This is a genomic window from Nocardioides albertanoniae (assembly GCF_006716315.1).
Lineage (GTDB): Bacteria > Actinomycetota > Actinomycetes > Propionibacteriales > Nocardioidaceae > Nocardioides > Nocardioides albertanoniae.
Window position 1 is genome coordinate 4,794,344 of record NZ_VFOV01000001.1, and the last position, 20,643, is coordinate 4,814,986.

Genomic DNA, 20,643 nt, shown 5'->3' on the forward strand with positions numbered 1-20,643 from the left:
CCGAACGCCCTGATTCTCGCTATTCGGCGAGGTAGGCGAGCTGAGCGCGTACGGAGAGCTCGGCGGCACCCCAGAGCACCGGGTCGACGTCGGCGTACACGATCTCGACGATCGCCCTCGGATCGGCCGAAGCAGGCGTGGTCTCCAGCCTGGAGACCGCCTCCTCGACCTGTCCGAGGCGCTCGCGCCGGTGCGCGATGTAGTAGTCCAGAGCGGCCAGCGCGTCGCCGATGACCGGCCCGTGACCTGGCCATACGTTGCCGATGCCATGCTCGGAGGCGAGCGCGTGGAGCCGGTCGAGCGAGTCGAGGTAGGCGCCCAGCTCACCGTCGGGGTGGGCGACCACGGTCGTGCCACGGCCGAGCACGGTGTCACCGGTCAGCACCGCCCCGTCCCCGGGCAGCCAGAACGACAGCGAGTCGGAGGTGTGCCCCGGCGTGCCGACGACGCGGATCTCCAGGCCGTCGACCTCGATGACATCACCGTCGCCGAGCCCCTCGGTGCCGAGCCGGTATTCAGGATCCAGAGCCCGTACGCCGGCACCCACCCGCTCCGCGAAAGCCCGTGCGGCCTCGGAGTGGTCGTAGTGGTGATGGGTCAGCAGCACCGTCGCGACGTCGCCGGCGGCCTCCGCGACAGCATCGAGATGCCCCTCGTCCAGAGGCCCCGGATCGATGACCACCGACCGCTTCGCACCCGGCTCGCGCAGCACCCACGTGTTGGTGCCGTCGAGCGACATGATGCCGGGGTTGGGCGCGAGGATGCACTGCCCGCGCTCCCCGAAGACACCACCTGACCAGGGGCTGCTGCTCATGAGCGCCTCCCCTCGACGAGGGAGGCGTGTCGGGGCATCATCGACAGCGTGTGCCCTCCGTCGGCGGCCGTGACCTGCGGCGTGAACATCGTCAGCGTGCGCCCGGCCGCGTCGGCGAGCACGTCGTCCTCCCCGCCGAGCGAGGCGACCTCGAGACAGTTGAGATAGGTCGGCGGCATCATCGCCAGCTCGCCGGCCTCGACCTGGCGCACCGCCTCGGCCGCCCCCAGCCACAGCACCGACGACGACTCGCTCGACACGTCACGGGTGACCTGCCCCTCGGGCAGCCGCGCGACGAAGAACCAGGTCGCGTATCGCTTCGGCTCGAAGACCGGCGTCGTCCACGCGGCCCACGGCGCCAGCAGGTCCGTACGCAGCACCAGCCCGCGCCGGGTCAGCAGCTCGGTCAGCGACAGCTCCCTCGACTCGAGGGCGACCCGATCGGCCTCCCAGTCGGCGCCGGAGACGTCGTCGACGACGACTCCGTCCGACGGCCCGGCGAGCAGCACACCGGACTCCTCGAAGGTCTCCCGCACGGCCGCGGCGACCAGCGCACGTGCCCGCGACTCATCGACCCCGAGCCGGGCAGCCCACTCGACCGCGGGCGGCCCGGCCCAGCGGGAGTCGGGCAGCTCGGCATCGCGCGCGTCGACGCCACCGCCCGGGAAGACCGCCATCCCGGCGGCGAACCCCATCGTCAGCTGGCGACGGAGCAGATAGACCTCGGGTCCCGATCCGGCGCCGGGCCGCAGCAGCAGCACGGTCGCCGCATCACGCGCCTCGGCCGGGGTGCGTACGCCCTCGGCGTACTCCCCGGCCAACGCCACGACGTCGTCACCAAGCCGGACAGGAGGGATCGGGATACGCACGCTCGTCACTGTAGCGACGCGCGCTCGCGAGCCCCACCCCCATCCGAGGATGTAGGTCTCGACCCGCGTTCACGGCTCCGAGGCTCAGACCTCGACGACGATCTCCACCTCGACGGCGGCGTCGAGCGGCAGCACGGGGACGCCGACGGCCGAGCGGGTGTGCCGGCCGGCGTCGCCGAAGACCTTGCCGAGCAGCTCGGACGCGCCGTTGGCAACGCCCGGCTGGCCGGTGAAGTCGGGGGTGGAGGCGACGAAGCAGAGCACCTTCACGATCCGCTTGACCTGGGCGAGGTCGCCGATCTCGGCCTTGACCGCGGCCAGGGCGTTGAGCGCGCACTGCTGCGCAGCCGCGTAGCCGTCCTCGGCCGAGACCTCGCCGCCGACCTTGCCGACCGAGAGCAGCGCGCCGTCCTTCATCGGCAGCTGGCCCGAGGTGAAGACGAGGTTGCCGGAGCGGAGCGCCGGGATGTAGGCCGCCACCGGCGGCACCACCTCCGGCACGCTCAGCCCGAGCTCGGCGAGGACCTCCTCGGGCCCGCTCACTCCGCGACCGCCCGCTTGAAGAAGCCGACGTAGTTGCCGGTGCCGTTGTCGAGGATCGAGACGAGCTCCCACCCGTCGGTCCCGAAGTTGTTGAGGATCTGCGCCGCAGCGTGGTTGAGGATCGGCGCCACCTGGTACTCCCACTTGGTCATATCCCGCACCCTACTTCGCCGTGGTCCGCGCCGCTCCCTCAGCGCCGTGGACCGACCTTCCGGGCGGCCGCCGGGAGCGCTACCGTCGGGTTCGTGACTTCTACAGAGCAGCTGCAGGCGTACGTCGAAGCCTGGTGGACCTCCATCAAGGACCTCATCGCTCTTCTCGAGGAGCTGCCCGACTCCGACTGGAGCCTGGCAACCGACCTCCCGGGCTGGGACGTCCGCGCGATCGCCTCCCACGTAGCTCATCTCGAGGGCCTCACCGGGGGCGCGGAGCACGAGGAGGCAGACGTGCCCGAGCTCGCGCACATCAAGTCGCCGATGGGCCAATTCACGGAGATCGGCGTCCTCACCCGCCGTGACGCAGACCGGGCCGGCATCGTCGACGAGATCCGTCGCTACGCGTCCGTACGCCACGACGAGCTGCTCGCGGGCCTCCCCGACGACCCCGAAGCCCCCTCGCCCGGCCTCTTCGGTGCGATCGGGTGGAGCCACGCCAAGCTGCTGCGCAACCGGCCGCTCGACGTCTGGCTCCACGAGCAGGACATCCGCCGAGCGACCGGACGCCCCGCACACCTCGACACCGCCGGGGCCGTCCACACCGCCGAATACCTCCTCGAGGGCATCGGGTTCGTGCTCGCCAAGAAGGTCGGAGCCGCCCCCGGCACCACGGTCGTCGTCGAAGTCGAGGGCCATGCTCCGCGCGGGTTCGCGGTCTCCGAGGGCGGCAAGGGCGCGCCGCTCCCTGAGCTGCCGAGCGACCCGACCGTGACCCTCACGACCGACCGGGAGACGTACGTGCTCCTTGCCGGAGGCCGTGCCTCCGGCGACCCCGCGAAGGTGAAGATCGACGGCGACGCCGACCTCGGCGCCCAGGTCGTCGCCAACCTCAACATCACCCCGTAGACGAGAAACCTGGGACCCGTCTCGCGCCGCCGCAGACCCAGATAAAGTCGCCCCCATGACTTCCGACTGGCCCCACGTGCAGCTGCACGTGGTGACCGGCAAGGGTGGCACCGGCAAGTCGACGGTGGCCGCGGCCCTGGCGCTGGGCCTGGCCTCGCACGGGAAGAACGTCCTGCTCTGCGAGGTCGAGGGGCGCCAGGGGGTGGCGCGGATGTTCGACGTCGACCCGCTGCCCTACGCCGAGACCCGCATCGCGACCGGGCTGCGCACGCCGCCGTCGCCCGGCACCGACACCACACCCGGCAACGTCTACGCCTTGCACATCGGGCCCGAGGAAGCCCTCCTCGAATACCTCAAGATGTACTACAAGCTCGGGCCCGCCGGTCGCGCTCTCGACCGCTTCGGCGTCATCGAGTTCGCGACGACGATCGCCCCCGGGGTCAGGGACGTGCTCCTCACCGGCAAGCTCTTCGAGGCGGTGCAACGCAACAGTCGCAACAAGGGGGCGCGCAGCTACGACGCCGTGGTGCTCGACGCTCCCCCGACCGGCCGGATCACGACCTTCCTCAACGTCTCCGAGTCGGTCGCGGGGCTGGCCAAGGTCGGCCCGATCAAGAACCAGGCCGACACCATGATGACCCTGTTCCGCTCGAGGAGGACCGCGGTCCACCTGGTCACGCTGCTCGAGGAGATGCCCGTGCAGGAGACGGCGGACGGCATCAGCGAGCTGCGCGCCGCCGGGCTCCCGGTCGGTGGCGTCATCGTCAACCAGGTGCGCCCGCGCGACCTGCCCGACGACTCCCTCGCCACGGCCCTCGCCGGCGACCTCGATGCCGACCTGATCGCCGAGGACCTCAAGCGCGCCGGTGTCGAGGCCGAACCCGCCCTGATCTCCACACTGACCGCCGAGGCGAAGGACTACGCCGAGCGCCGGTCGCTGGAGGACGCCCAGCGAGGGATCGTCGCCGACCTCGGGGTGCCGACGTACGAGCTCAACCGGCTCGCGGGCGGGATCGACATGGGCGGGCTCTACGAGCTCGCGGCAGATCTCCAGGACCAGGGGCTCGTATGAAGTCCCGTCCTCGGGTCGGCCCGCTCGCCGCCCACGCGAACGACGCCCAGGCGGGCGACGTCGGTGCCGTCCAGGTCGACCGGCTGCTCGATGACCGCGACACCCACATCATCGTCTGCTGCGGCAGCGGCGGCGTGGGCAAGACGACCACCTCGGCGGCGCTCGCGCTGCGGGCGGCCGAGCGGGGCAGGAAGGTCGTGGTGCTGACCATCGACCCTGCCCGACGGCTCGCCCAGGCGATGGGCATCGACCAGCTCGACAACACTCCTCGCCCCGTGCCCGGCATCGGTCCGGGCACCCTCGACGCGATGATGCTCGACATGAAGCGCACCTTCGACGAGGTGGTGGAGTCGCAGGCCAGCCCGGAGAAGGCCCAGCAGATCCTCACCAACCCGTTCTACATCGCGCTCAGCTCCAGCTTCGCGGGCACGCAGGAATACATGGCGATGGAGAAGCTCGGCCAGCTCTACCGCGACTCCTTCGCCCACGACGGCGACGCCAGCGGCTACGACCTGGTCGTCGTCGACACCCCGCCCAGCAGGAGCGCCCTCGACTTCCTCGACGCACCCGAGCGGCTCTCCAGCTTCCTCGACGGCCGTTTCATCCGGCTCATGCTGGCGCCCACCAAGGGGCCCGTCAGGCTGATGTCGGCCGGCATCAACCTGGTCACCAACGCGCTCAAGAAGGTGCTCGGCGGGCAGATGCTCACCGACCTGCAGACGTTCGTCACCGCGCTCGACACCGTCTTCGGCGGCTTCCGGCAACGAGCCCAGGAGACCTACGCACTCCTCCAGGCCGATGAGACCGCCTTCCTCGTCATCGCCGCCCCCGAGACCGATGCGCTCAGGGAGGCCGCCTACTTCGTCGAGCGCCTCTCCGGTGACCGGATGCCGCTCCAGGGGCTGATCATCAACCGCGCCACGCTCCCCGACGACGTCTCGCTCACCGCCTCCGCGGCCGGAGCCGCCTCCGAGCGGCTCCCCGACGCTCCCCTGACCGCGGGGCTGCTGCGACTCCACGCCGACCGCGCGCTTCTCGTCGAGCGCCAGGAGCAGCTGCGCGACCGGTTCGCGGTCGCTCATCCTCAGGTGCCGACCTCCGTCGTGCCGGCGCTCTCCGGTGACGTGCACGACCTGACGGGCTTGCGCGAGATCGGGCGGCTGCTCGCCGGAGCATGAGTCGGGCCGGGACGTACGACGAACGTACGTCCCGGCCCGCGGGTGCTTGTGTGTATGTGTGCTTGTGCGCCGGCGGTCAGTCGACGGTGGCGCGGGTGCGCGCGGCCTCCAGGACTGCGCGCCACGATGCGTTGGGGCTGCGGCGGAGCAGCGCACGGCGCTCACGCTCGGTCATGCCGCCCCAGACACCCCATTCGATCTGGTTGTCGAGAGCCTCGGCCAAGCACTCGGTGCGAACCGCGCAGCCCGAGCAGACCATCTTGGCCTTGTTCTGCTCAGCTCCGCGGACGAACAGCTCGTCGGGCTCCTTCTCGCGGCACGCTGCCTGCAGTGACCATTCATCTACCCACATGTGTGCATCCCTTCGTCAGAGCGCTTCGCCCTCCCCAGCGACGGCGTGGGCGCCCATGCGGGTTAAAGGTTAAAGACACAAGTGCGGCGAGGGACACACCCATCTGGCCCTAAATCCGTAGTCCGAAATGACTATGGCGAAGCCTCAGAAGACTGCATTTGACCGCCCTGTCCCGCGTGGGCTGTGGATCATGTGCTATTAACCGCGATCACCTACGATGACCACCATGTCCTCGCCGTCGCTGCGCCCGCAGACCGTGCTCAAGCATCTTGCCGTGATGTGCGGCGTGGCAGCCGTGCTGGGTGTCGTCGCCGCCGGGCTGGCCATCCCGTTCGCCGGCGTCGCCGGCGTCGCGGCCAAGTCGACCGCCGAGAAGATGGATTCGCTGCCGAAGGCCTTCGAGGTCGACAACATGTCGCAGACGACCAAGATCGTCGACCGCAAGGGCAAGTTGATCACGACGCTCTACGACCAGAACCGCGTCTACCGTCCGCTCGACAAGATCTCGTCCAACATGACGAAAGCTCTTCTGGCGATCGAGGACTACCGCTTCTACCAGCACGGCGCGATGGATCTGAAGGGCACGCTCCGCGCGCTGGTCACCAACCAGGCCAGCGACTCGGTGCAGGGTGGCTCCTCGATCACCCAGCAGCTGGTGAAGACCACGCTGCTCTATACGGCCAAGACCGAGGCCGAGCGCAACGCGGCCATCGAGAAGTCGACGGCCCGCAAGGTCCGCGAGCTGCGTTACGCGATCGCGCTCGAGGAGAAGTACTCCAAGGACTGGATCCTGGAGCGCTACCTCAACGCGGCCTACTTCGGCGATGGTGCCTACGGCGTGCAGGCGGCCGCGAAGCACTACTTCAACGTCAACGCCTCCGAGCTCAGCTGGCAGCAGGCGGCGATGCTGGCCGGGATGGTGAAGAACCCCACCGGCTACGACCCGACCAACTACCCCGACGCCACCATCGCCCGCCGCAACGTGGTCATCGACCGGATGGCCGCGCTCAAGGTCGTCTCCCGCCCCGAGGCCGAGAAGCTGAAGGACGCCGACCTCGGTCTTGACGTCCAGAAGCAGCGCAACGGCTGCCTCGGCTCGTCGGCGGAGTTCTTCTGCGACTACGTGGTCAAGTGGCTCACCAAGGACCCTGCCTTCGGCGAGACCGAGGCCGACCGGCTGGCCCTGATCAAGTCCGGCGGACTGACCATCAAGACCACCCTCGACCAGCGGTTCCAGAACGCAGCCCAGGAGTCCGTCGAGTCCCACGTCTACTCCACCGACCAGGCCATCGGCGCCCTGGCGATGGTCGAACCCGGCAACGGCCGGGTGCGTGCGCTGGCGCAGTCGCGCCCGATGGGTGACAACAAGAAGAAGGGTCAGTCCTACCTCAACTATCTGGTGCCCAAGGAGAAGGCGGGCGACTCCAACGGCTTCCAGGCCGGCTCGACCTTCAAGGCGTTCACGCTGGCGTCGGCCATCCAGCAGGGCTTCCCGCTCAAGCAGAAGATGAACGCCCCGGAGGAGCTGACCCTCGACGAGTCCACCTTCGCCGGGTGCCCGGGCGACGGCAACCGGGTCGGCAACCACACCTTCCACAACTCGACGACCTCAGGCATGAAGGACGCCTACACCGGCACCCGCGAGTCGGTGAACACCTTCTACGCCCAGCTCTTCCAGCTGACCGGCATGTGCGCGCCCTACAAGCTGGCCCAGAAGATGGGCGTCAAGCTCACCGCCCCGTTCGGTGTCAGCTTCGACGACGGCCACGCTTGCAAGCCGAGCGAGACGCGCTGCGGCGGCGCCGAGCGCGTGCCCACCTTCACCCTCGGCGTGGTCGACGTCAGCCCGCTCGAGATGGCCGAGGCGTACGCGACGTTCGGTGCTCGCGGCCAGCATTGCGACTCGGTGCCCGTCAACGAGATCCTCGACGCCAACGACAAGGTGATCAAGGAGTACAAGCCCACCTGCCAGCAGGTGATGGCCAAGGGCACCGCCGACGCCGTCAACGACATCCTCCGCGGCGTGATGGAGCCCGGCGGCTTCGGGCAGAACCTGGCCCTCTCGGTGCCGAGCGCCGGCAAGACCGGCACCACGCAGGACAACAAGGCCGTGTGGCTGATGGGCTACACGCCGCGCCTCGCGACCGCCGCGATGATCGCCGGAGCCAACTCGAAGGGCACGCCCCTCAAGCTCAGCGGCCAGAACGTCGGAGGCACCTACATCTACGAGGCGTCCGGCTCAGGTTTCGCCGGGCCGATGTGGGGCGGCGCGATGCAGGAGATCGACCAGTATCTGAAGTACCAGGACTTCCACGCGCCCGACCCGAAGGTCATCGCCGGCCACACGGTCGACGTGCCTTGGACCGGCGGCATGTCGGTCGAGAAGGCGACGAGAGTGCTGCGCAAGGCCGGCTTCCAGGTGCAGGTCGGCCCGGAGGCCTACTCGGAGTACTCCTACGGCGACGTGGCCTTCACCAGCCCGTCCGACAAGGCGGCCGAGGGCTCGCCGATCACGATCTACACCTCGCTCGGCCCCAAGCCGAAGCCGAAGCCGGATCCCAAGCCGGACAAGAAGCCGGGCAAGCCCGACAAGAAGAAGGGCGACGACGGCAAGAAGAAACCGGCCGCCGCACCCGACGAAGATGTCGACTGGGGCTTCGAATGGCCGTCCGGCTGATCTAGCCGCCCTCACCAGCTCATCTGACTGTGGCCCCCGCCGATCCGGCGGGGGCCACAGTCGTCTCTGTGGTTACTGTCGACTCTGTAGGTCGGTCAGGCGAGCTGCTTGCGCACCTCGGCGGCCACGGCACCGCCGTCGGCGCGACCCTTGGTCTGCGGGGTCAGGATGCCCATGACCTTGCCCATCGCACGCATGCCCTCACCAGCGGCTCCGGACTGGTCGATGGCCTTGGTGACCAGCGCGGAGATCTCCTCGGCGCTGAGCTGCTCGGGGAGATACTCGGTGATCACCGCGGCCTCGGCGGTCTCCTTCTCGGCCTGCTCCGTACGGCCGCCGTCGGCGAAGGCGGTGGCGGCCTCGCGGCGCTTCTTCGCCTCGCGGGTGAGGATGGCGGTGATCTCCTCGTCGGTGAGCTCCTTGGCCTCGTCGCCCGCGACCTCGGCCTCGCTGATCGAGGCCATGACCATCCGCAGCGTGCCGACACGATCCTTGTCGCGCGCCTTCATCGCAGAGGTCAGATCAGTACGAAGTCGGTCCTTCAGAGTTCCCATGTGTCCCATTGTGGCAGGGTTGAGGCATGCGGCTCGCCTCAGTTATCGGCGCTACTTTCGGCACCGGCCTCGCCACGGGCGCCGCCATGACTGCGTACGCCCTGTGGGAGGCGCGCCAATACACTCTGCGCCACGTGAGGATGCCGGTGCTCCCCGAGGGCGCCGACCCGCTGCGGGTGCTGCATCTCTCCGACATGCATGTCGTTCCCTCGCAGCACAAGAAGCTCGACTGGATCGCCTCGCTGGCCTCGCTCAAGCCGGATCTGGTCGTCGACACAGGCGACAACCTCGCCCACCAGCGGGCGGTGCCGGCCGTCGTCAACGCGCTCGGCACGCTGCTGGACGTGCCCGGCGTCTTCGTGCACGGCTCCAACGACTACTACGAGCCGCGGCTGCGCAACCCGATCGGCTATCTGCTGCCCGACAGCGGCAAGCGGCAGACCAACGTGCCACAGCTGCCGTGGCGCGACCTGTCGACGGCGTTCTCCAAGGCCGGTTGGCTCGATCTCACCAACACCCGCTCCTCGTTGACCGTCAGAGGCATCGAGATCGCCTTCGCCGGAGTCGACGACCCTCACCTGCGCCTCGACGACCTGCCGGCCGTCGCCGGCCCTGCCGACCCGTCCGCCGACGTACGCCTCGGAGTCGCTCACGCGCCGTATCTGCGGGTGCTGGACCAGTTCACCCGCGACGGCTACGACGGCATCCTCGCCGGCCACACCCATGGCGGCCAGGTCTGCCTCCCCGGCGGACGGGCGCTGACGACCAACTGCGATCTCGACCCCGACCGGGTGCGGGGACTGCACACCCACACCCACGGCGGACGACAGGCGTGGATGCACGTCTCGGCCGGTCTCGGCACCTCCCCCTACACGCGGATCCGCATCGCCTGCCGCCCCGAAGCCACCATGCTGACGCTCACTCCGCGGGGCTCTTCTCGTCGGTAGGGCCCGATTACGGGTGGGGCCGTCGTCTGGGCTATGCTCATTGCTCGTTGGACCGATGATCGGTGCAGCATTCGGGTTGTAGCGCAGCTTGGTAGCGCACCTCGTTCGGGACGAGGGGGCCGCAGGTTCAAATCCTGTCAACCCGACATCGAGCTCAGGCTCGGAGATCGTCAAGATCTCCGAGCCTGAGCTCATTTGCAGTGCGATCGCCCCTCGCTCACGCCGCGGCGATCGCGGCGGCAAGCTCCTGTGCCCGCTCGTGGGCGCGCGCCATCGACTCCTCGTGCTTCGGCAGCAGCGCATCTAGCGCCGGGGCGTGTCGCGCCATGGTCAGCTCGGGGATCACAGTGGTCACGTCCAGCCCCAGCAGGTCGTCATGTCCGAGGATCGCCTCCAGGACCGGCACGACGTAGTCGTAGCCCTCCCTGGGCGCACCCGGTCCATACCCGCCGCCGCGAGCCGAGATCAGGACGGCCGGGCGGCCCGCGGCCGGCGACGGCCCGGCATGGCTGAAGGTGCGCCCGTCCACCATGATCTGGTCGAGCCACGCCTTGAAGACCGACGGCATCGTCAGGTTGTACATCGGCACCGTGAACAGGTACGCGCCAGCGCCGAGGAACTCCTCGATGAGCTCGTCCTGCACCTTGGCCGCATCGGCCTGCTCGGGCGTACGGCTGGCCGGTTCGGTGGCGCGGGCCGTAATGCCCGCGCCGTTGAGGTGGGGCACAGGCACTTCGGCGAGATCGCGGTAGACGACCTCGCCCTGCCACGCCTGACGGAAGGACCGGGCGACCTGGCGCGAGACCGACGCCTCGCCGAGCGAGGAGGACTCGATGTGCAGCAGATATGACATGGCTGATTCCTTTCGATGGAGATGTTGATCGCGCCCTGACGAGCACGGCCTCATGACCGGCCAGCCAGGTGCGTTACATACCGCTGATGCGGTAGCGTCTAGATGGGAAGAGGTGTTGCCATGGCAGCCAGAACGACCAGCGGGCCGTGCCAGGCCTGGCCGGAGGAGAGCGGCTTCATCCGGGAGGTCTTGGACCGCATCGGTGACAAGTGGACGGTGCTGGTCATCAGCACGCTCGCCGGTGGACCGATGCGCTACTCCGACCTGCAGGCGAGCATCCCGGGGATCTCGCAGAGGATGCTCACCGTGACCCTCAAGGCCCTCGAACGTGACGGCCTGCTCCTACGCACCGCTTACCCCGAGATTCCGCCGCGCGTGGAATACGAGCTCACCGATCTGGGACGGTCGCTGCTGACGTCCGTGAAGGCACTGGCGGCATGGGCGGCGACCCATCACGAAGACGTCGCAGCCAACCGTCGAGCCCACGAGCAGACCGGCGTCGGCCGAGAGAAGGCGCGCACAACCTCGCCGGAGGGTTCTCGCGCCCGTTGAGGACGGGGGCGCTCATGTCGCTGCCGGTTCCGTCGCGCTCCCGGCTGCCTCATCGAGCGCACGGGCGTAGCCGTCGACCGTCAGCGCCCCCGAGACCGCCAGACGGTGGTCGAACACCGTGAACGGCACACCGCGTGCCCCGAGCCGGAGACCTTCCTGTACGTCTGCGCGTACGTCCTCGGCGTAGTCGTCACCGAGCAGAACCTCCCGCACCCGCGACGCCCGCAGCCCGACCGACTCTGCCGTCTCGATGAGCGCATCGGCGGCGAACGGGTTGAGCTCGCCGGCGAAGTATCGGTCCTGCACCAGCGAGAAGAACGCCGACCCCCTCCCCGACTTTTCGGCATGGTGCAGGACGCGGTGCAGGTCGAACGTGTTCGCGTGCAGTCGGTCGGGCGCGAACGGGAGACCCTCCCGCTCCGCCAGGGACTGGGCACGTCCCTCTGCCGCTCGCACCCCCTCGGCGCCGCCGCCGTGTGAGCGGATGTACGCACCCTCGATCGACTCCGGGTCGCGCGGCGCGGTCGGATCGAGCTCGAACGAGCGGATCTTGACCACGAAGCGGTCTGCATCAGGACGGCGGCCGATGGCCTCCTCAAGACGGTGCTTGCCGATGTAGCACCACGGACATCCCAGGTCCGCCCAGACTTCGACGGCCAGGTGTGCCTTCTCGGCCGGGATCTCTTTCAAAGTTCCACCCCACTACTAGTTCGTAACATCATCGTAGGTGCGTTAATTGAGGCGTACAAAAGGCACTTCCGGGTGCGTAGGGCACATCGGAACCACGCGTGGAGATCGCCGGGGCACTCCGCGCCAGGCCCATTCCGGGCGGAGTAATCTCGATGCATGAGCTTCGACACCCACAACGGCACCCGCGGTGCCAAACAGCCCTCCGCCGGCCTCTTCCTGAAGCTGGTGAACAAGCTGATGATGAGCCGGGCTCGCAAGAAGGACGCCACGATGGCCGGGATGCGGCTGCTCGTGCTCACCACGATCGGAAAGAAGAGTGGCGAGCCGCGCTCGACACCGCTCGCCTGGTTCCCCGGCGACGACGGCACCTGGCTGATCGCCGCCTCCGCCGGCGGCGGGGCGAAGAATCCGGCGTGGTACTACAACCTCGCCGCCAACCCCGACCGAGTCACCATCGAGCTCGGCGGCGAGACGATCGCGGTGACCGCCGAGCAGCTCCATGGCGAGCAGCGTTCGCGCGCTTGGGCCGCGATCGTCGATTCCGCCGCGAACTTCGGGGGTTATGAGGAGAAGACCGACCGCGAGATCCCGGTGATCCGCCTGGCCCGCGCCTGAGATCGTCCGGTCCTGAGTTCAATTGTGACCTGCGGCATGCGAAACTGCCCCTCATGAGCAACGACCCAGCCGACAAGCTCGCTGCGCCGTCGTTCGGTTTCAAGAAGAAGCGTGGGGGCGCGAAGCCGGCGAAGGCGAAGTCCGAGGCGACTCCGAGCACGACCCAGCCCGAGACGGCGGCGCCTGCGGCAGACGCCGCCGAGTCAGCCCCGGCCGAGTCGACCAGCGCGACCGCGCAGGGCGAGAAGACTCAGGTCCTGGAGAAGGCGGCCCCCTCCACGGCCGACCCGGTCGACCCCGATCCAGTCGTCGAGGACGCCCCGAAGAAGCAGAAGGCCGAGAAGGCTCAGAAGGCGAAGTCCGCCAAGCAGCCAAAGCTCGCGAAGCCCAAGCCCGCGAAGAAGCCCAGGCCCGCCAAGGAGCCCAAGGCATCGAGCACTCCGAAGGCACCCAAGCAGCCCAAGGACCCGAGCCAGCGCCGGCTGAACATCGGCATGCCGTCGGGGCTCTCCGCGGCCGTGATGATCGGCGCGATCGTCGGAGCCTTCATGGCCCTGGCCGTCTGGTTCAGCGGCACCGTGAGTCAGTGGACGCGAGGCACCTCGTCGCTCGGCGACAGCGGCGCGTTCGTCCTCATCGCTGTCTTCGCCCTCGCGATCGTCGTCGGCGGCTACCTGCTCCGCCTCGCCTCTGCGAGGTCGCCGTTCACGATCAGCTTCCTCGGCTCAGCCCTGGTCGCCGTACTCTCGATGCTCTTCCTCACCGAGCTCTTCAACTACGCCTGGGGCGTCATCGTCGTCGTGTTCCTCACCGCCGCCGCGTACGCCCTCGCCCACTGGGTCACCACCAACTACATCGACTGACCACCCTCAGCCGAGAAGTCACCTCTGCAGACCGAGAGGTCAGGCCCGCGGCGTCGAGAAGTCACCTCTGCAGACTGAGACGTCACTTCCGCAGGCCGAAACGTCACCGCCGCGGCGCCGAGAGGTCACTTCTGCAGGTCGAGAAGTCGTTCAATGCCATCTCGACCTGCAGAAGTGACGCTTCGGCCTGCAGACGTGACGTCTCGGCCTGGTGGGTGACTTCTCGCTAGGTCAGAGTCCCGCGGCGACGAGCTCGGCGAGCTGGACGGTGTTGAGGGCGGCACCCTTGCGGAGGTTGTCGTTGGAGATGAACAGCGCGAGGCCGCGGTTGTCGGGTACGCCTTCGTCGTTGCGGATGCGACCGACGTAGGACGGGTCCTTGCCGGCGGCGTGGAGAGGCGTGGGTACGTCGCGGAGCTCGACGCCGGGGGCGTCGGCGAGGAGCTTGGCGGCACGCTCGGGGGTCAGCGGCGAGGCGAACTCGGCGTTGATCGCGAGCGAGTGACCGGTGACGACCGGGACGCGGACGCAGATGCCGGAGACGCGCAGATCCGGAAGGTCCAGGATCTTGCGGGACTCGTTGCGGAGCTTCTGCTCCTCGTCGGTCTCGCCACGGCCATCCTCGACCAGCGCCCCGGCGTACGGGAGCACGTTGTAGGCGATGGTGTCGGTGTAGGTCGACGGCTCCGGGAACGTGATGGAGGATCCGTCGTAGGCCAGCTCGCGGGCCTTGTCCTCAGCGGCAGTGACGCCGTTGACGAGCTCCTCGACGCCGGCGACACCGGAGCCCGAGACCGCCTGGTAGGTCGAGACGATCAGCCGCTCGAGGCCGGCCTCGTCGTGGAGCGCCTTCAGCACGGGCATCGCGGCCATCGTGGTGCAGTTGGGGTTGGCGATGATGCCCTGTCGGGCCTCGATGACCCCGGCCATGGCCGACGGGTTGACCTCGGAGACGACCAGCGGGACCGACGGGTCCTTGCGCCATGCCGAGGAGTTGTCGATGACGATCACACCGGCGTCGGCGAACTTCTGGGCCAGCGCCCTCGAGGTCGCGCCGCCGGCGGAGAAGATCGCGATGTCGAGACCTGACGGGTCTGCGGTGGCGGCGTCTTCGACGACCACCGAACGCTCACCGAACTCGATCGTCTTGCCCGCGGACCGCGCCGAGGCGAAGAAACGGACGTCGTCGAGGTCGAAGCCGCGCTCGAGCAGGATCTGGCGTACGGCGACGCCGACCTGCCCAGTGGCTCCTACGATTCCAAGGTTGATGCTCATCGACCCGTCCCTCCGTAGACGATGGCCTCGCCGTCGCTGTCGAGACCAAAAGCTTTGTGTGTGGCGCGCACTGCGCGGTCGAGGTCGTCGGCACCAACCAGCACCGAGACCCGGATCTCCGAGGTCGACACCATCTTGATGAGGACGCCCTCAGCGGCCAGCGCAGCGAAGAACCGCGACGTGATCCCCGGATGCGTACGCATCCCGGCACCGACGATCGACAGCTTGCCGATCTGCTGGTCGGTGATCAAGCCGGCGAAGCTGCCCTCGCCCTGGATCTCACCGAGGACGGAGCGTGCCATCTTGATGTCCGTGCGCGGCAGCGTGAAGGAGATGTCCGTGCGTCGGGTCTCCTCGGCGGACACGTTCTGAACGATCATGTCGATGTTGATGCCGTTGTCGGCGAGCGTGTCGATGATGCGCGCGGCTTCGCCGGGCTCGTCGTTCACACCGACCAGGGTGATCCTGGCCTCGCTGCGGTCGTGGGCGACACCGACGATCTCGGGCCGGTCCACATCGAGGTCGGCGCCGTAGGAGACCTTCTCCACGTCGACGTCGGGGAACTGCCCCGCGGCCGCCTCGACGGCACGGTCGACCTCGTCGTCACCGACGACGACCGAGATCCGAACCTCGGAGGTCGAGATCATCTGGATGTTGACCCCGGCCTGCGCGACGGCAGAGAAGAAGTCGGCGATCTTCTTCGGCTGGGTGCGCAGCCCGGCGCCGATCAGGGAGACCTTCCCCATCAGCGGCTCGGCGCTGACCCGCTCGAAGCCGAGCTCGTCGCGCGACTGCTCGAGCGCCTTGCTCGCAGACTCGACCGCGTCACGCGGCAGGGTGAACGAGACGTCGGTGTGGTCGGTGCCGATCGCGGAGGCGTCCTGGACGACCATGTCGACGTTGATCCCGACGCCGGCGATGATCTCGAAGACCTTCGCCGCGGACCCGACTCGGTCGGGGAGATTGATGACGGTGATCTTCGCCTGGCTGCGGTCGTACGCGATGGCCGCGACGATCGGGGCCTCCATGCCCACGTCCTCGGTGACCTGGTCGGCCTGAGGCGAACCGGCGTCGATACTGCCCTTGACGACGGTGCCTCGCAGGGTCGAGAAGGACGAGCGTACGTGGATCGGGAGGCTGTGACGGCGGGCGAACTCCACCGATCGCAGGTGGAGCACCTTCGCCCCGGATGCCGCCAGCTCGAGCATCTCCTCGAAGGCGACCTCGCCCAGCTTGCGGGCGGTCGGGACGATCCGCGGGTCGGCGGTGAAGACACCGTCGACGTCGGTGTAGATCTCGCAGACGTCGGCGTCGAGCGCCACCGCCAACGCGACCGCTGTGGTGTCGGTGCCGCCGCGGCCCAGCGTGGTGATGTCCTTCGTGTCACGGGAGACGCCCTGGAAGCCGGCCACGATCGCGATCGCGCCGTCGGCGATCGCTCCCTGGATCCGCTCCGGGGTGATGCTGAGGATCTTCGCCCGGCCGTGCTCGGCGTCGGTGATCAGGCCCGCTTGAGAGCCGGTGAACGACCGTGCTTCGTACGCCAGACCGCGCTCGTTCGCGACGTCGTTGATCGCCATCGCAAGCAGCGCCATCGACTGGCGCTCCCCGGAGGTGAGCAACATGTCGAACTCACGTGCGTGCGCAGTCGCATCTGGCGAGACCTTGTTGGCCAGATCGACCAACTCGTCTGTGGTGTCGCCCATGGCGGAGACGGCCACGACGACATCGTGACCCTGCTCTTTCGTCGCGACAACCCGTTGAGCGACGCGCTTGATGCCTGCTGCGTCGGCTACTGAGCTGCCACCGTACTTCTGAACTACGATTCCCACGCCGGGAGAGTCTACGTTGCCGCTGTTGCCGTCTTCTCAAGCATCTCATCTGCAGCGGCCAGATCCTCGTCTTCACCGGTGAACGGCTCGGAGTCGAGACGGTCGTGAGCGACCACGGTCAGCAGCGCGTTGAGCACCGCTCCCGCCAGGTTTCCCCAGTTGTTGACGTAGCTGAACTGCCACCACCACAGCGCCTCGTCGACATCGCCCAGACGGTAGTGACGCAGGCCGTACTCCAGATCGGTCACCAGGCTCGCGATGTCGTCGGAGACCTGACTGTCGACCACGTCGGGCCGGTAAGGGTCGAAGACGAAGCTGTAGGTGTCGATGTTGCCGAACATCTCGGCCAGGCCCATCCGGAGCTCGTCGACGTCGGCCTCCATGCCTACATCGGGCTGGAACTCCTCGCGCGGCTTGAAGTCCTGCTGTGCACCCATCCGGGCGCCCGCCAGAAGGATCTGGCTGACCTCGAGCAGCAGCATCGGGACGGCGCTGCCGCCATCACCGTCGGCAGCGATCGCACGCACCGAGAGCAAGAAGCTCTCCACCGAGTCGGCGATGCTGGTGGCGAAGTCCTTGCCGGTCAACTCGTTCGTCATGACGCCCCCCCCTTCCCGAGGTCCCTGTGGATCGTCAGGCTACCTCCGATAAGGCGGCCTGACGAGGGTAAAGAGATGGCTCTTAGCAGGCCTTAAGCCACTATTCAGCCGATCGTCGCCCAGCGAACGCGCGTCCGAGAGTGACCTCGTCGGCGTACTCCAGGTCGCCACCCACCGGAAGGCCGCTGGCCAGCCGGGTGACCTTCAGACCGAGCGGGCTCAGCTGACGGGTCAGGTAGGTGGCGGTCGCCTCGCCCTCGAGGTTGGGGTCGGTGGCGAGGATCACCTCGGTGATCCCGGGGTCGTTGAGCCGCTGGACGAGCTCACGGATGCGCAGCTGGTCAGGGCCGATCCCGTCGATGGGGCTGATCGCCCCGCCGAGCACGTGATAGCGACCGCGGAACTCGCGGGTGCGCTCGATCGCGACGACGTCCTTGTATTCCTCGACCACGCACAGCACCGACTGCTCGCGACGCGGATCACGGCAGATCCGGCAGGTCTCCTCCTCGGAGACGTTGAAGCAGACCGAGCAGAACTTCACCTTCGCCTTGACCTCGTTGAGGATCGCAGCCAGACGGTGTACGTCTGCGGGATCAGCCTGGAGCAGGTGGAACGCGATCCGCTGGGCGCTCTTCGGGCCCACGCCCGGCAGCCTTCCCAGCTCGTCGATGAGGTCTTGGACCACACCCTCGTACAAGTTGTTGTCGCCTTATCTCGTCGGTGCGGGTCTAGAAGCCGAGCTTGAACGGAGGCTCGCCGCCGGCGGCTCCGGGGCCGCCGCCGAGACCACCCGCGAGCGGGCCCATCGTCTCGCCGGCGAGCTCGTCGGCCTTGCTCTTCGCGTCGCGGTAGGCCGCGACGATCACCGAGCCGAGGTCTTCGAGATCGTCGGGGCTGCTGCCGTCGAACTCGCCCTGCTTGATCTCGACGCCGACCAGCTCACCGGTGCCGGTGACCTTCACGGTCACCGCGCCGCCGGCGACGGTGCCGTCGACGATCGTCTCCGCGAGCTTCTCCTGGGCGTCGACGATCTGACCCTGCAGGGCCTGAGCCTGCTGCATGATCGCGTTGAGGTCGAGGCCGCCTTCTCCGCCGAGGCCTTCGAGAGGGTTCGTCATCTGTTTCGTCCTTGGGTTGGTCTAGTTGTGAGGGATCTCTTCGATCATCGTTGCACCCAGCTCCCGAGCGAGCAGGTCTTCGGCCCCCAGAGTGGCCGGACCGTCATAGGCCTGGTCGTCGGGATTGACCGCCGCATCCGCCTCGGCCAGACGGACCGCCTGGTCGTCGACGGGCGGCTGGTAGTCGGCGTCACGCGTCGGGCGGATCGCCTCGCGGGCCAGCGCGATCGACCCCGGCTCGACCGGGACCACCGCCGGGGGCGCCTGGGACTGATCAACCGGTGGCGCGTCGGCCGCCCAGTCGGGCGGGGGTGCCTGCTCGTTCCAGGAGCCGTCCGGCTGCTGCGGGGCCGGATCCGACGGCTGGTTCGGCTGCTGGGGTTGCTGCGGCTGCTGGGGTTGAGGCGCGGGCGGTGCCGGCCGCTGCGACGCACCCTGGCCGCCACCGGCGACGATCGCCTCGATCTTCGGCTGGATGCCGATCACGTTGACCAGGGCCTGACCCAGGATCGGCTCGTGCCCACCGGTCGCGAACCGGTCACGAAGACCCGGCGACCCGAACCCGATGGTGAGCACCCCGTCGCGGAAGTCGATCACCGATGCGTTCTGCCCGACCAGCGACCAGGTGGCGCGACGCAGACCCTTGGTCTGCGCGATCACGTCGTCCCACAGCCGGCGGACGTCGACATTGCCCATGCCGGCGCTCTGTGTCGGCTGAGTCTGCTGCTGCGGCGCTGCGGGAGGCTGCTGCTGGCTCGGCGGCTCGGGCACGGGCTGCGGCTCCGGTACGCCGGCGGCTGGTGTCTCCTCGACCGGCTCGGGGTTCGGCTCCCGAACCGGCTCAGGAGCCGCCTCGCGCACCGGCTCGTCGGCCACGTAGGACTGCGCAGGCTCCGCCGCCGGGGCGGGAGCGGCGGTCTCGTGCCCCGGCGCACCGACGGACGGCTTGAGCACCGGCCGGTCCTGAGCGGGAGCGGCAGCCGCCGGGTGGGCGGACACCGTCGGCGTACCGCTGACCTCGACGCGCCTCTCCAGACGGTCGAGGCGAGCGGCGAGGCCGTCGGCGCCGTCGGCCGCGGGCAGCAGCACGCGGGCACAGATCAGCTCGAGGAGCAGCCGGGGCGCGGTGGCGCCACGCATCTCGGTCAGACCGGTCGCGACGGCGTCGGCGGCACGCGAGAGATCATGCGGCCCGAATCGTCCGGCCTGGCCGACGAGGCGCTCGCCGCCGTCTTCGGAGACGTCGATGAGCCCGGTCGTGGGCGCGTCAGGCACTGCCTTGACGATGACCAGGTCGCGCAGTCGACGCAGCAGATCCTCGGTGAACCGTCGCGGGTCCTGACCGGTCTCGATGATCTTGTCGATCACCCCGAAGACCGCAGCCCCGTCATGGGCGGCGAAGGCGTCGACGACCTCGTCGAGCAGCGCATCGGGGGTGTAGCCGAGCAGCCCGGCAGCGAGCTCGTACGTCACGCCTTCCGGACCCGCGCCACCCAGGAGCTGATCCATGACCGAGAGGCTGTCGCGCATCGACCCGCCGCCCGCGCGGGCGACCAGCGGCAACGCGGCCGGAGCGACCTTGATGCCCTCCATGTCGCACAGCGTCGCGATGTAGTCGGCGACGAGCTTGGGTGGGAAAAGCCGGAACGGGTAGTGGTGGGTGCGCGACCGGATCGTCGGGATGACCTTCTCCGGCTCGGTGGTCGCGAAGATGAACCGCAGGTGCTCCGGCGGCTCCTCGACGAGCTTGAGCAGCGCGTTGAAGCCCTGCGTCGAGACCATGTGGGCCTCGTCGATGATGTAGACCTTGTAGCGGCTCTTGACCGGCGCGAAGAACGCCTTCTCCCGCAGGTCACGGGCGTCGTCGACGCCACCGTGGGAGGCCGCGTCGATCTCGATCACGTCGATGCTGCCCGGCCCGCCACGCGCCAGGTCGCGGCACGACTCGCACTCCCCGCACGGGTCGGCGATCGGCGCCTTCTCGCAGTTGAGCGCCCGCGCCAGGATCCGCGCCGAGGTCGTCTTGCCACAGCCACGGGGCCCGGAGAAGAGATAGGCATGGTTGACCCGGTTGCCCGCCAGCGCGTTGCGCAGCGGGCCGGTGACGTGATCTTGGCCGATGACCTCGGCGAACGTCTCCGGCCGGTAGCGGCGGTAGAGAGCTAGGGGTGCGTCCACT

General features: G+C 68.7%; 22 protein-coding genes, 1 tRNA gene and 1 pseudogene. 9 read left to right on the forward strand and 15 right to left on the reverse strand.

Going from position 1 to position 20,643, the window contains the following annotated elements:
• Nucleotides 1–19 precede the first annotated feature (19 nt).
• The 4 genes from FB381_RS22975 to sp36 all read right to left on the reverse strand — a co-directional run bounded on the left by FB381_RS22975 (nucleotide 20) and on the right by sp36 (nucleotide 2,378).
• Complete coding sequence (locus FB381_RS22975; RefSeq protein WP_141782389.1) at nucleotides 20–814, reverse strand: MBL fold metallo-hydrolase; 795 nt, start codon at nucleotides 812–814, stop codon at nucleotides 20–22.
• A complete protein-coding gene (locus FB381_RS22980; RefSeq protein ID WP_141782390.1) occupies nucleotides 811–1,683 on the reverse strand; it encodes an NUDIX hydrolase in 873 nt (290 codons plus the stop codon). Before FB381_RS22980 ends, FB381_RS22975 begins: the two co-directional genes overlap by 4 nt.
• An 84-nt stretch (nucleotides 1,684–1,767) precedes the next feature.
• Nucleotides 1,768–2,226, reverse strand: coding sequence for a RidA family protein (locus FB381_RS22985; protein ID WP_141782391.1), 459 nt, complete (start codon nucleotides 2,224–2,226; stop codon nucleotides 1,768–1,770).
• Nucleotides 2,223–2,378, reverse strand: a complete 156-nt coding sequence (gene sp36 / locus FB381_RS22990; protein ID WP_141782392.1) for a Sp36 family protein — start codon at nucleotides 2,376–2,378, stop codon at nucleotides 2,223–2,225. Before sp36 ends, FB381_RS22985 begins: the two co-directional genes overlap by 4 nt.
• 93 nt (nucleotides 2,379–2,471) lie before the next feature.
• Between sp36 and FB381_RS22995 the strand changes: the two genes are divergently transcribed.
• The 3 genes from FB381_RS22995 to bagB are packed head-to-tail and all read left to right on the forward strand — an operon-like array spanning nucleotide 2,472 to nucleotide 5,537.
• Nucleotides 2,472–3,287, forward strand: a complete 816-nt coding sequence (locus FB381_RS22995) for a maleylpyruvate isomerase family mycothiol-dependent enzyme (protein WP_141782393.1) — start codon at nucleotides 2,472–2,474, stop codon at nucleotides 3,285–3,287.
• 55 nt (nucleotides 3,288–3,342) lie between these two features.
• Complete coding sequence (bagA, locus tag FB381_RS23000) at nucleotides 3,343–4,359, forward strand: ATPase BagA (RefSeq protein ID WP_141782394.1); 1,017 nt, start codon at nucleotides 3,343–3,345, stop codon at nucleotides 4,357–4,359.
• Nucleotides 4,356–5,537, forward strand: coding sequence for an ArsA family ATPase (gene bagB, locus FB381_RS23005; RefSeq protein WP_246088277.1), 1,182 nt, complete (start codon nucleotides 4,356–4,358; stop codon nucleotides 5,535–5,537). The genes bagA and bagB overlap by 4 nt, the downstream gene beginning before the upstream one ends.
• Nucleotides 5,538–5,613: 76 nt before the next feature.
• Here the strand turns inward: bagB and FB381_RS23010 are convergent, their stop codons facing one another.
• A complete protein-coding gene (locus tag FB381_RS23010; protein ID WP_141782395.1) occupies nucleotides 5,614–5,889 on the reverse strand; it encodes a WhiB family transcriptional regulator in 276 nt (91 codons plus the stop codon).
• 226 nt (nucleotides 5,890–6,115) lie between these two features.
• Here FB381_RS23010 and FB381_RS23015 point away from each other — a divergent pair, with 226 nt between their 5' ends.
• On the forward strand, nucleotides 6,116–8,566 hold the full coding sequence (locus FB381_RS23015; protein ID WP_141782396.1) for a penicillin-binding protein: 2,451 nt from the start codon (nucleotides 6,116–6,118) through the stop codon (nucleotides 8,564–8,566).
• A gap of 95 nt (nucleotides 8,567–8,661) precedes the next feature.
• Here FB381_RS23015 and FB381_RS23020 read toward each other — a convergent pair whose 3' ends face one another.
• Nucleotides 8,662–9,120, reverse strand: coding sequence for a GatB/YqeY domain-containing protein (locus FB381_RS23020; protein WP_141782397.1), 459 nt, complete (start codon nucleotides 9,118–9,120; stop codon nucleotides 8,662–8,664).
• Nucleotides 9,121–9,146: 26 nt separating this feature from the next.
• Here FB381_RS23020 and FB381_RS23025 point away from each other — a divergent pair, with 26 nt between their 5' ends.
• Both FB381_RS23025 and FB381_RS23030 read left to right on the forward strand, forming a co-directional pair.
• Nucleotides 9,147–10,067, forward strand: coding sequence for a metallophosphoesterase (locus FB381_RS23025; protein WP_141782398.1), 921 nt, complete (start codon nucleotides 9,147–9,149; stop codon nucleotides 10,065–10,067).
• Between the two features lie 72 nt (nucleotides 10,068–10,139).
• Nucleotides 10,140–10,213, forward strand: a tRNA-Pro gene (locus FB381_RS23030).
• Between the two features lie 71 nt (nucleotides 10,214–10,284).
• On the opposite strand, the gene FB381_RS23035 is transcribed toward FB381_RS23030, so the two are convergent.
• Nucleotides 10,285–10,920, reverse strand: coding sequence for an FMN-dependent NADH-azoreductase (locus FB381_RS23035; protein WP_141782399.1), 636 nt, complete (start codon nucleotides 10,918–10,920; stop codon nucleotides 10,285–10,287).
• 120 nt (nucleotides 10,921–11,040) lie between these two features.
• Between FB381_RS23035 and FB381_RS23040 the strand changes: the two genes are divergently transcribed.
• Complete coding sequence (locus FB381_RS23040; RefSeq protein WP_141782400.1) at nucleotides 11,041–11,472, forward strand: winged helix-turn-helix transcriptional regulator; 432 nt, start codon at nucleotides 11,041–11,043, stop codon at nucleotides 11,470–11,472.
• Between the two features lie 12 nt (nucleotides 11,473–11,484).
• On the opposite strand, the gene FB381_RS23045 is transcribed toward FB381_RS23040, so the two are convergent.
• Complete coding sequence (locus FB381_RS23045) at nucleotides 11,485–12,162, reverse strand: DsbA family oxidoreductase (protein WP_141782401.1); 678 nt, start codon at nucleotides 12,160–12,162, stop codon at nucleotides 11,485–11,487.
• A 156-nt stretch (nucleotides 12,163–12,318) separates the two neighbouring features.
• Here FB381_RS23045 and FB381_RS23050 point away from each other — a divergent pair, with 156 nt between their 5' ends.
• Both FB381_RS23050 and FB381_RS23055 read left to right on the forward strand, forming a co-directional pair.
• The gene (locus tag FB381_RS23050) at nucleotides 12,319–12,777 is read left to right on the forward strand and encodes a nitroreductase family deazaflavin-dependent oxidoreductase (RefSeq protein WP_141782402.1); all 459 of its coding nucleotides are present in this window, start codon (nucleotides 12,319–12,321) and stop codon (nucleotides 12,775–12,777) included.
• 53 nt (nucleotides 12,778–12,830) lie between these two features.
• Nucleotides 12,831–13,640, forward strand: a complete 810-nt coding sequence (locus FB381_RS23055; RefSeq protein WP_141782403.1) for an MFS transporter — start codon at nucleotides 12,831–12,833, stop codon at nucleotides 13,638–13,640.
• Between the two features lie 231 nt (nucleotides 13,641–13,871).
• Here the strand turns inward: FB381_RS23055 and FB381_RS23060 are convergent, their stop codons facing one another.
• The 7 genes and pseudogenes from FB381_RS23060 to FB381_RS23085 all read right to left on the reverse strand — a co-directional run bounded on the left by FB381_RS23060 (nucleotide 13,872) and on the right by FB381_RS23085 (nucleotide 20,642).
• Nucleotides 13,872–14,915, reverse strand: coding sequence for an aspartate-semialdehyde dehydrogenase (locus FB381_RS23060; protein WP_141782404.1), 1,044 nt, complete (start codon nucleotides 14,913–14,915; stop codon nucleotides 13,872–13,874).
• Entirely contained in the window at nucleotides 14,912–15,463 is a 552-nt protein-coding gene (locus FB381_RS24385; protein ID WP_246088338.1) for an ACT domain-containing protein, read from the reverse strand. Before FB381_RS24385 ends, FB381_RS23060 begins: the two co-directional genes overlap by 4 nt.
• Nucleotides 15,446–16,747, reverse strand: a pseudogene (locus tag FB381_RS23065) (aspartate kinase); the annotation flags it as partial. The pseudogene FB381_RS23065 and the gene FB381_RS24385, both read right to left, overlap by 18 nt.
• A gap of 11 nt (nucleotides 16,748–16,758) precedes the next feature.
• Nucleotides 16,759–17,346: a DUF5063 domain-containing protein gene (locus tag FB381_RS23070; protein ID WP_141782406.1), complete on the reverse strand. Its 588-nt coding sequence runs from the start codon at nucleotides 17,344–17,346 to the stop codon at nucleotides 16,759–16,761.
• 100 nt (nucleotides 17,347–17,446) lie between these two features.
• Nucleotides 17,447–18,043 (reverse strand): recombination mediator RecR, encoded by a 597-nt coding sequence (gene recR / locus FB381_RS23075; protein ID WP_141782407.1) that lies wholly within the window; start codon nucleotides 18,041–18,043, stop codon nucleotides 17,447–17,449.
• Between the two features lie 31 nt (nucleotides 18,044–18,074).
• Nucleotides 18,075–18,464: a YbaB/EbfC family nucleoid-associated protein gene (locus tag FB381_RS23080; RefSeq protein ID WP_141782408.1), complete on the reverse strand. Its 390-nt coding sequence runs from the start codon at nucleotides 18,462–18,464 to the stop codon at nucleotides 18,075–18,077.
• Nucleotides 18,465–18,485: 21 nt separating this feature from the next.
• Nucleotides 18,486–20,642, reverse strand: a complete 2,157-nt coding sequence (locus FB381_RS23085) for a DNA polymerase III subunit gamma and tau (protein WP_141782409.1) — start codon at nucleotides 20,640–20,642, stop codon at nucleotides 18,486–18,488.
• Nucleotide 20,643: the final 1 nt, after the last annotated feature.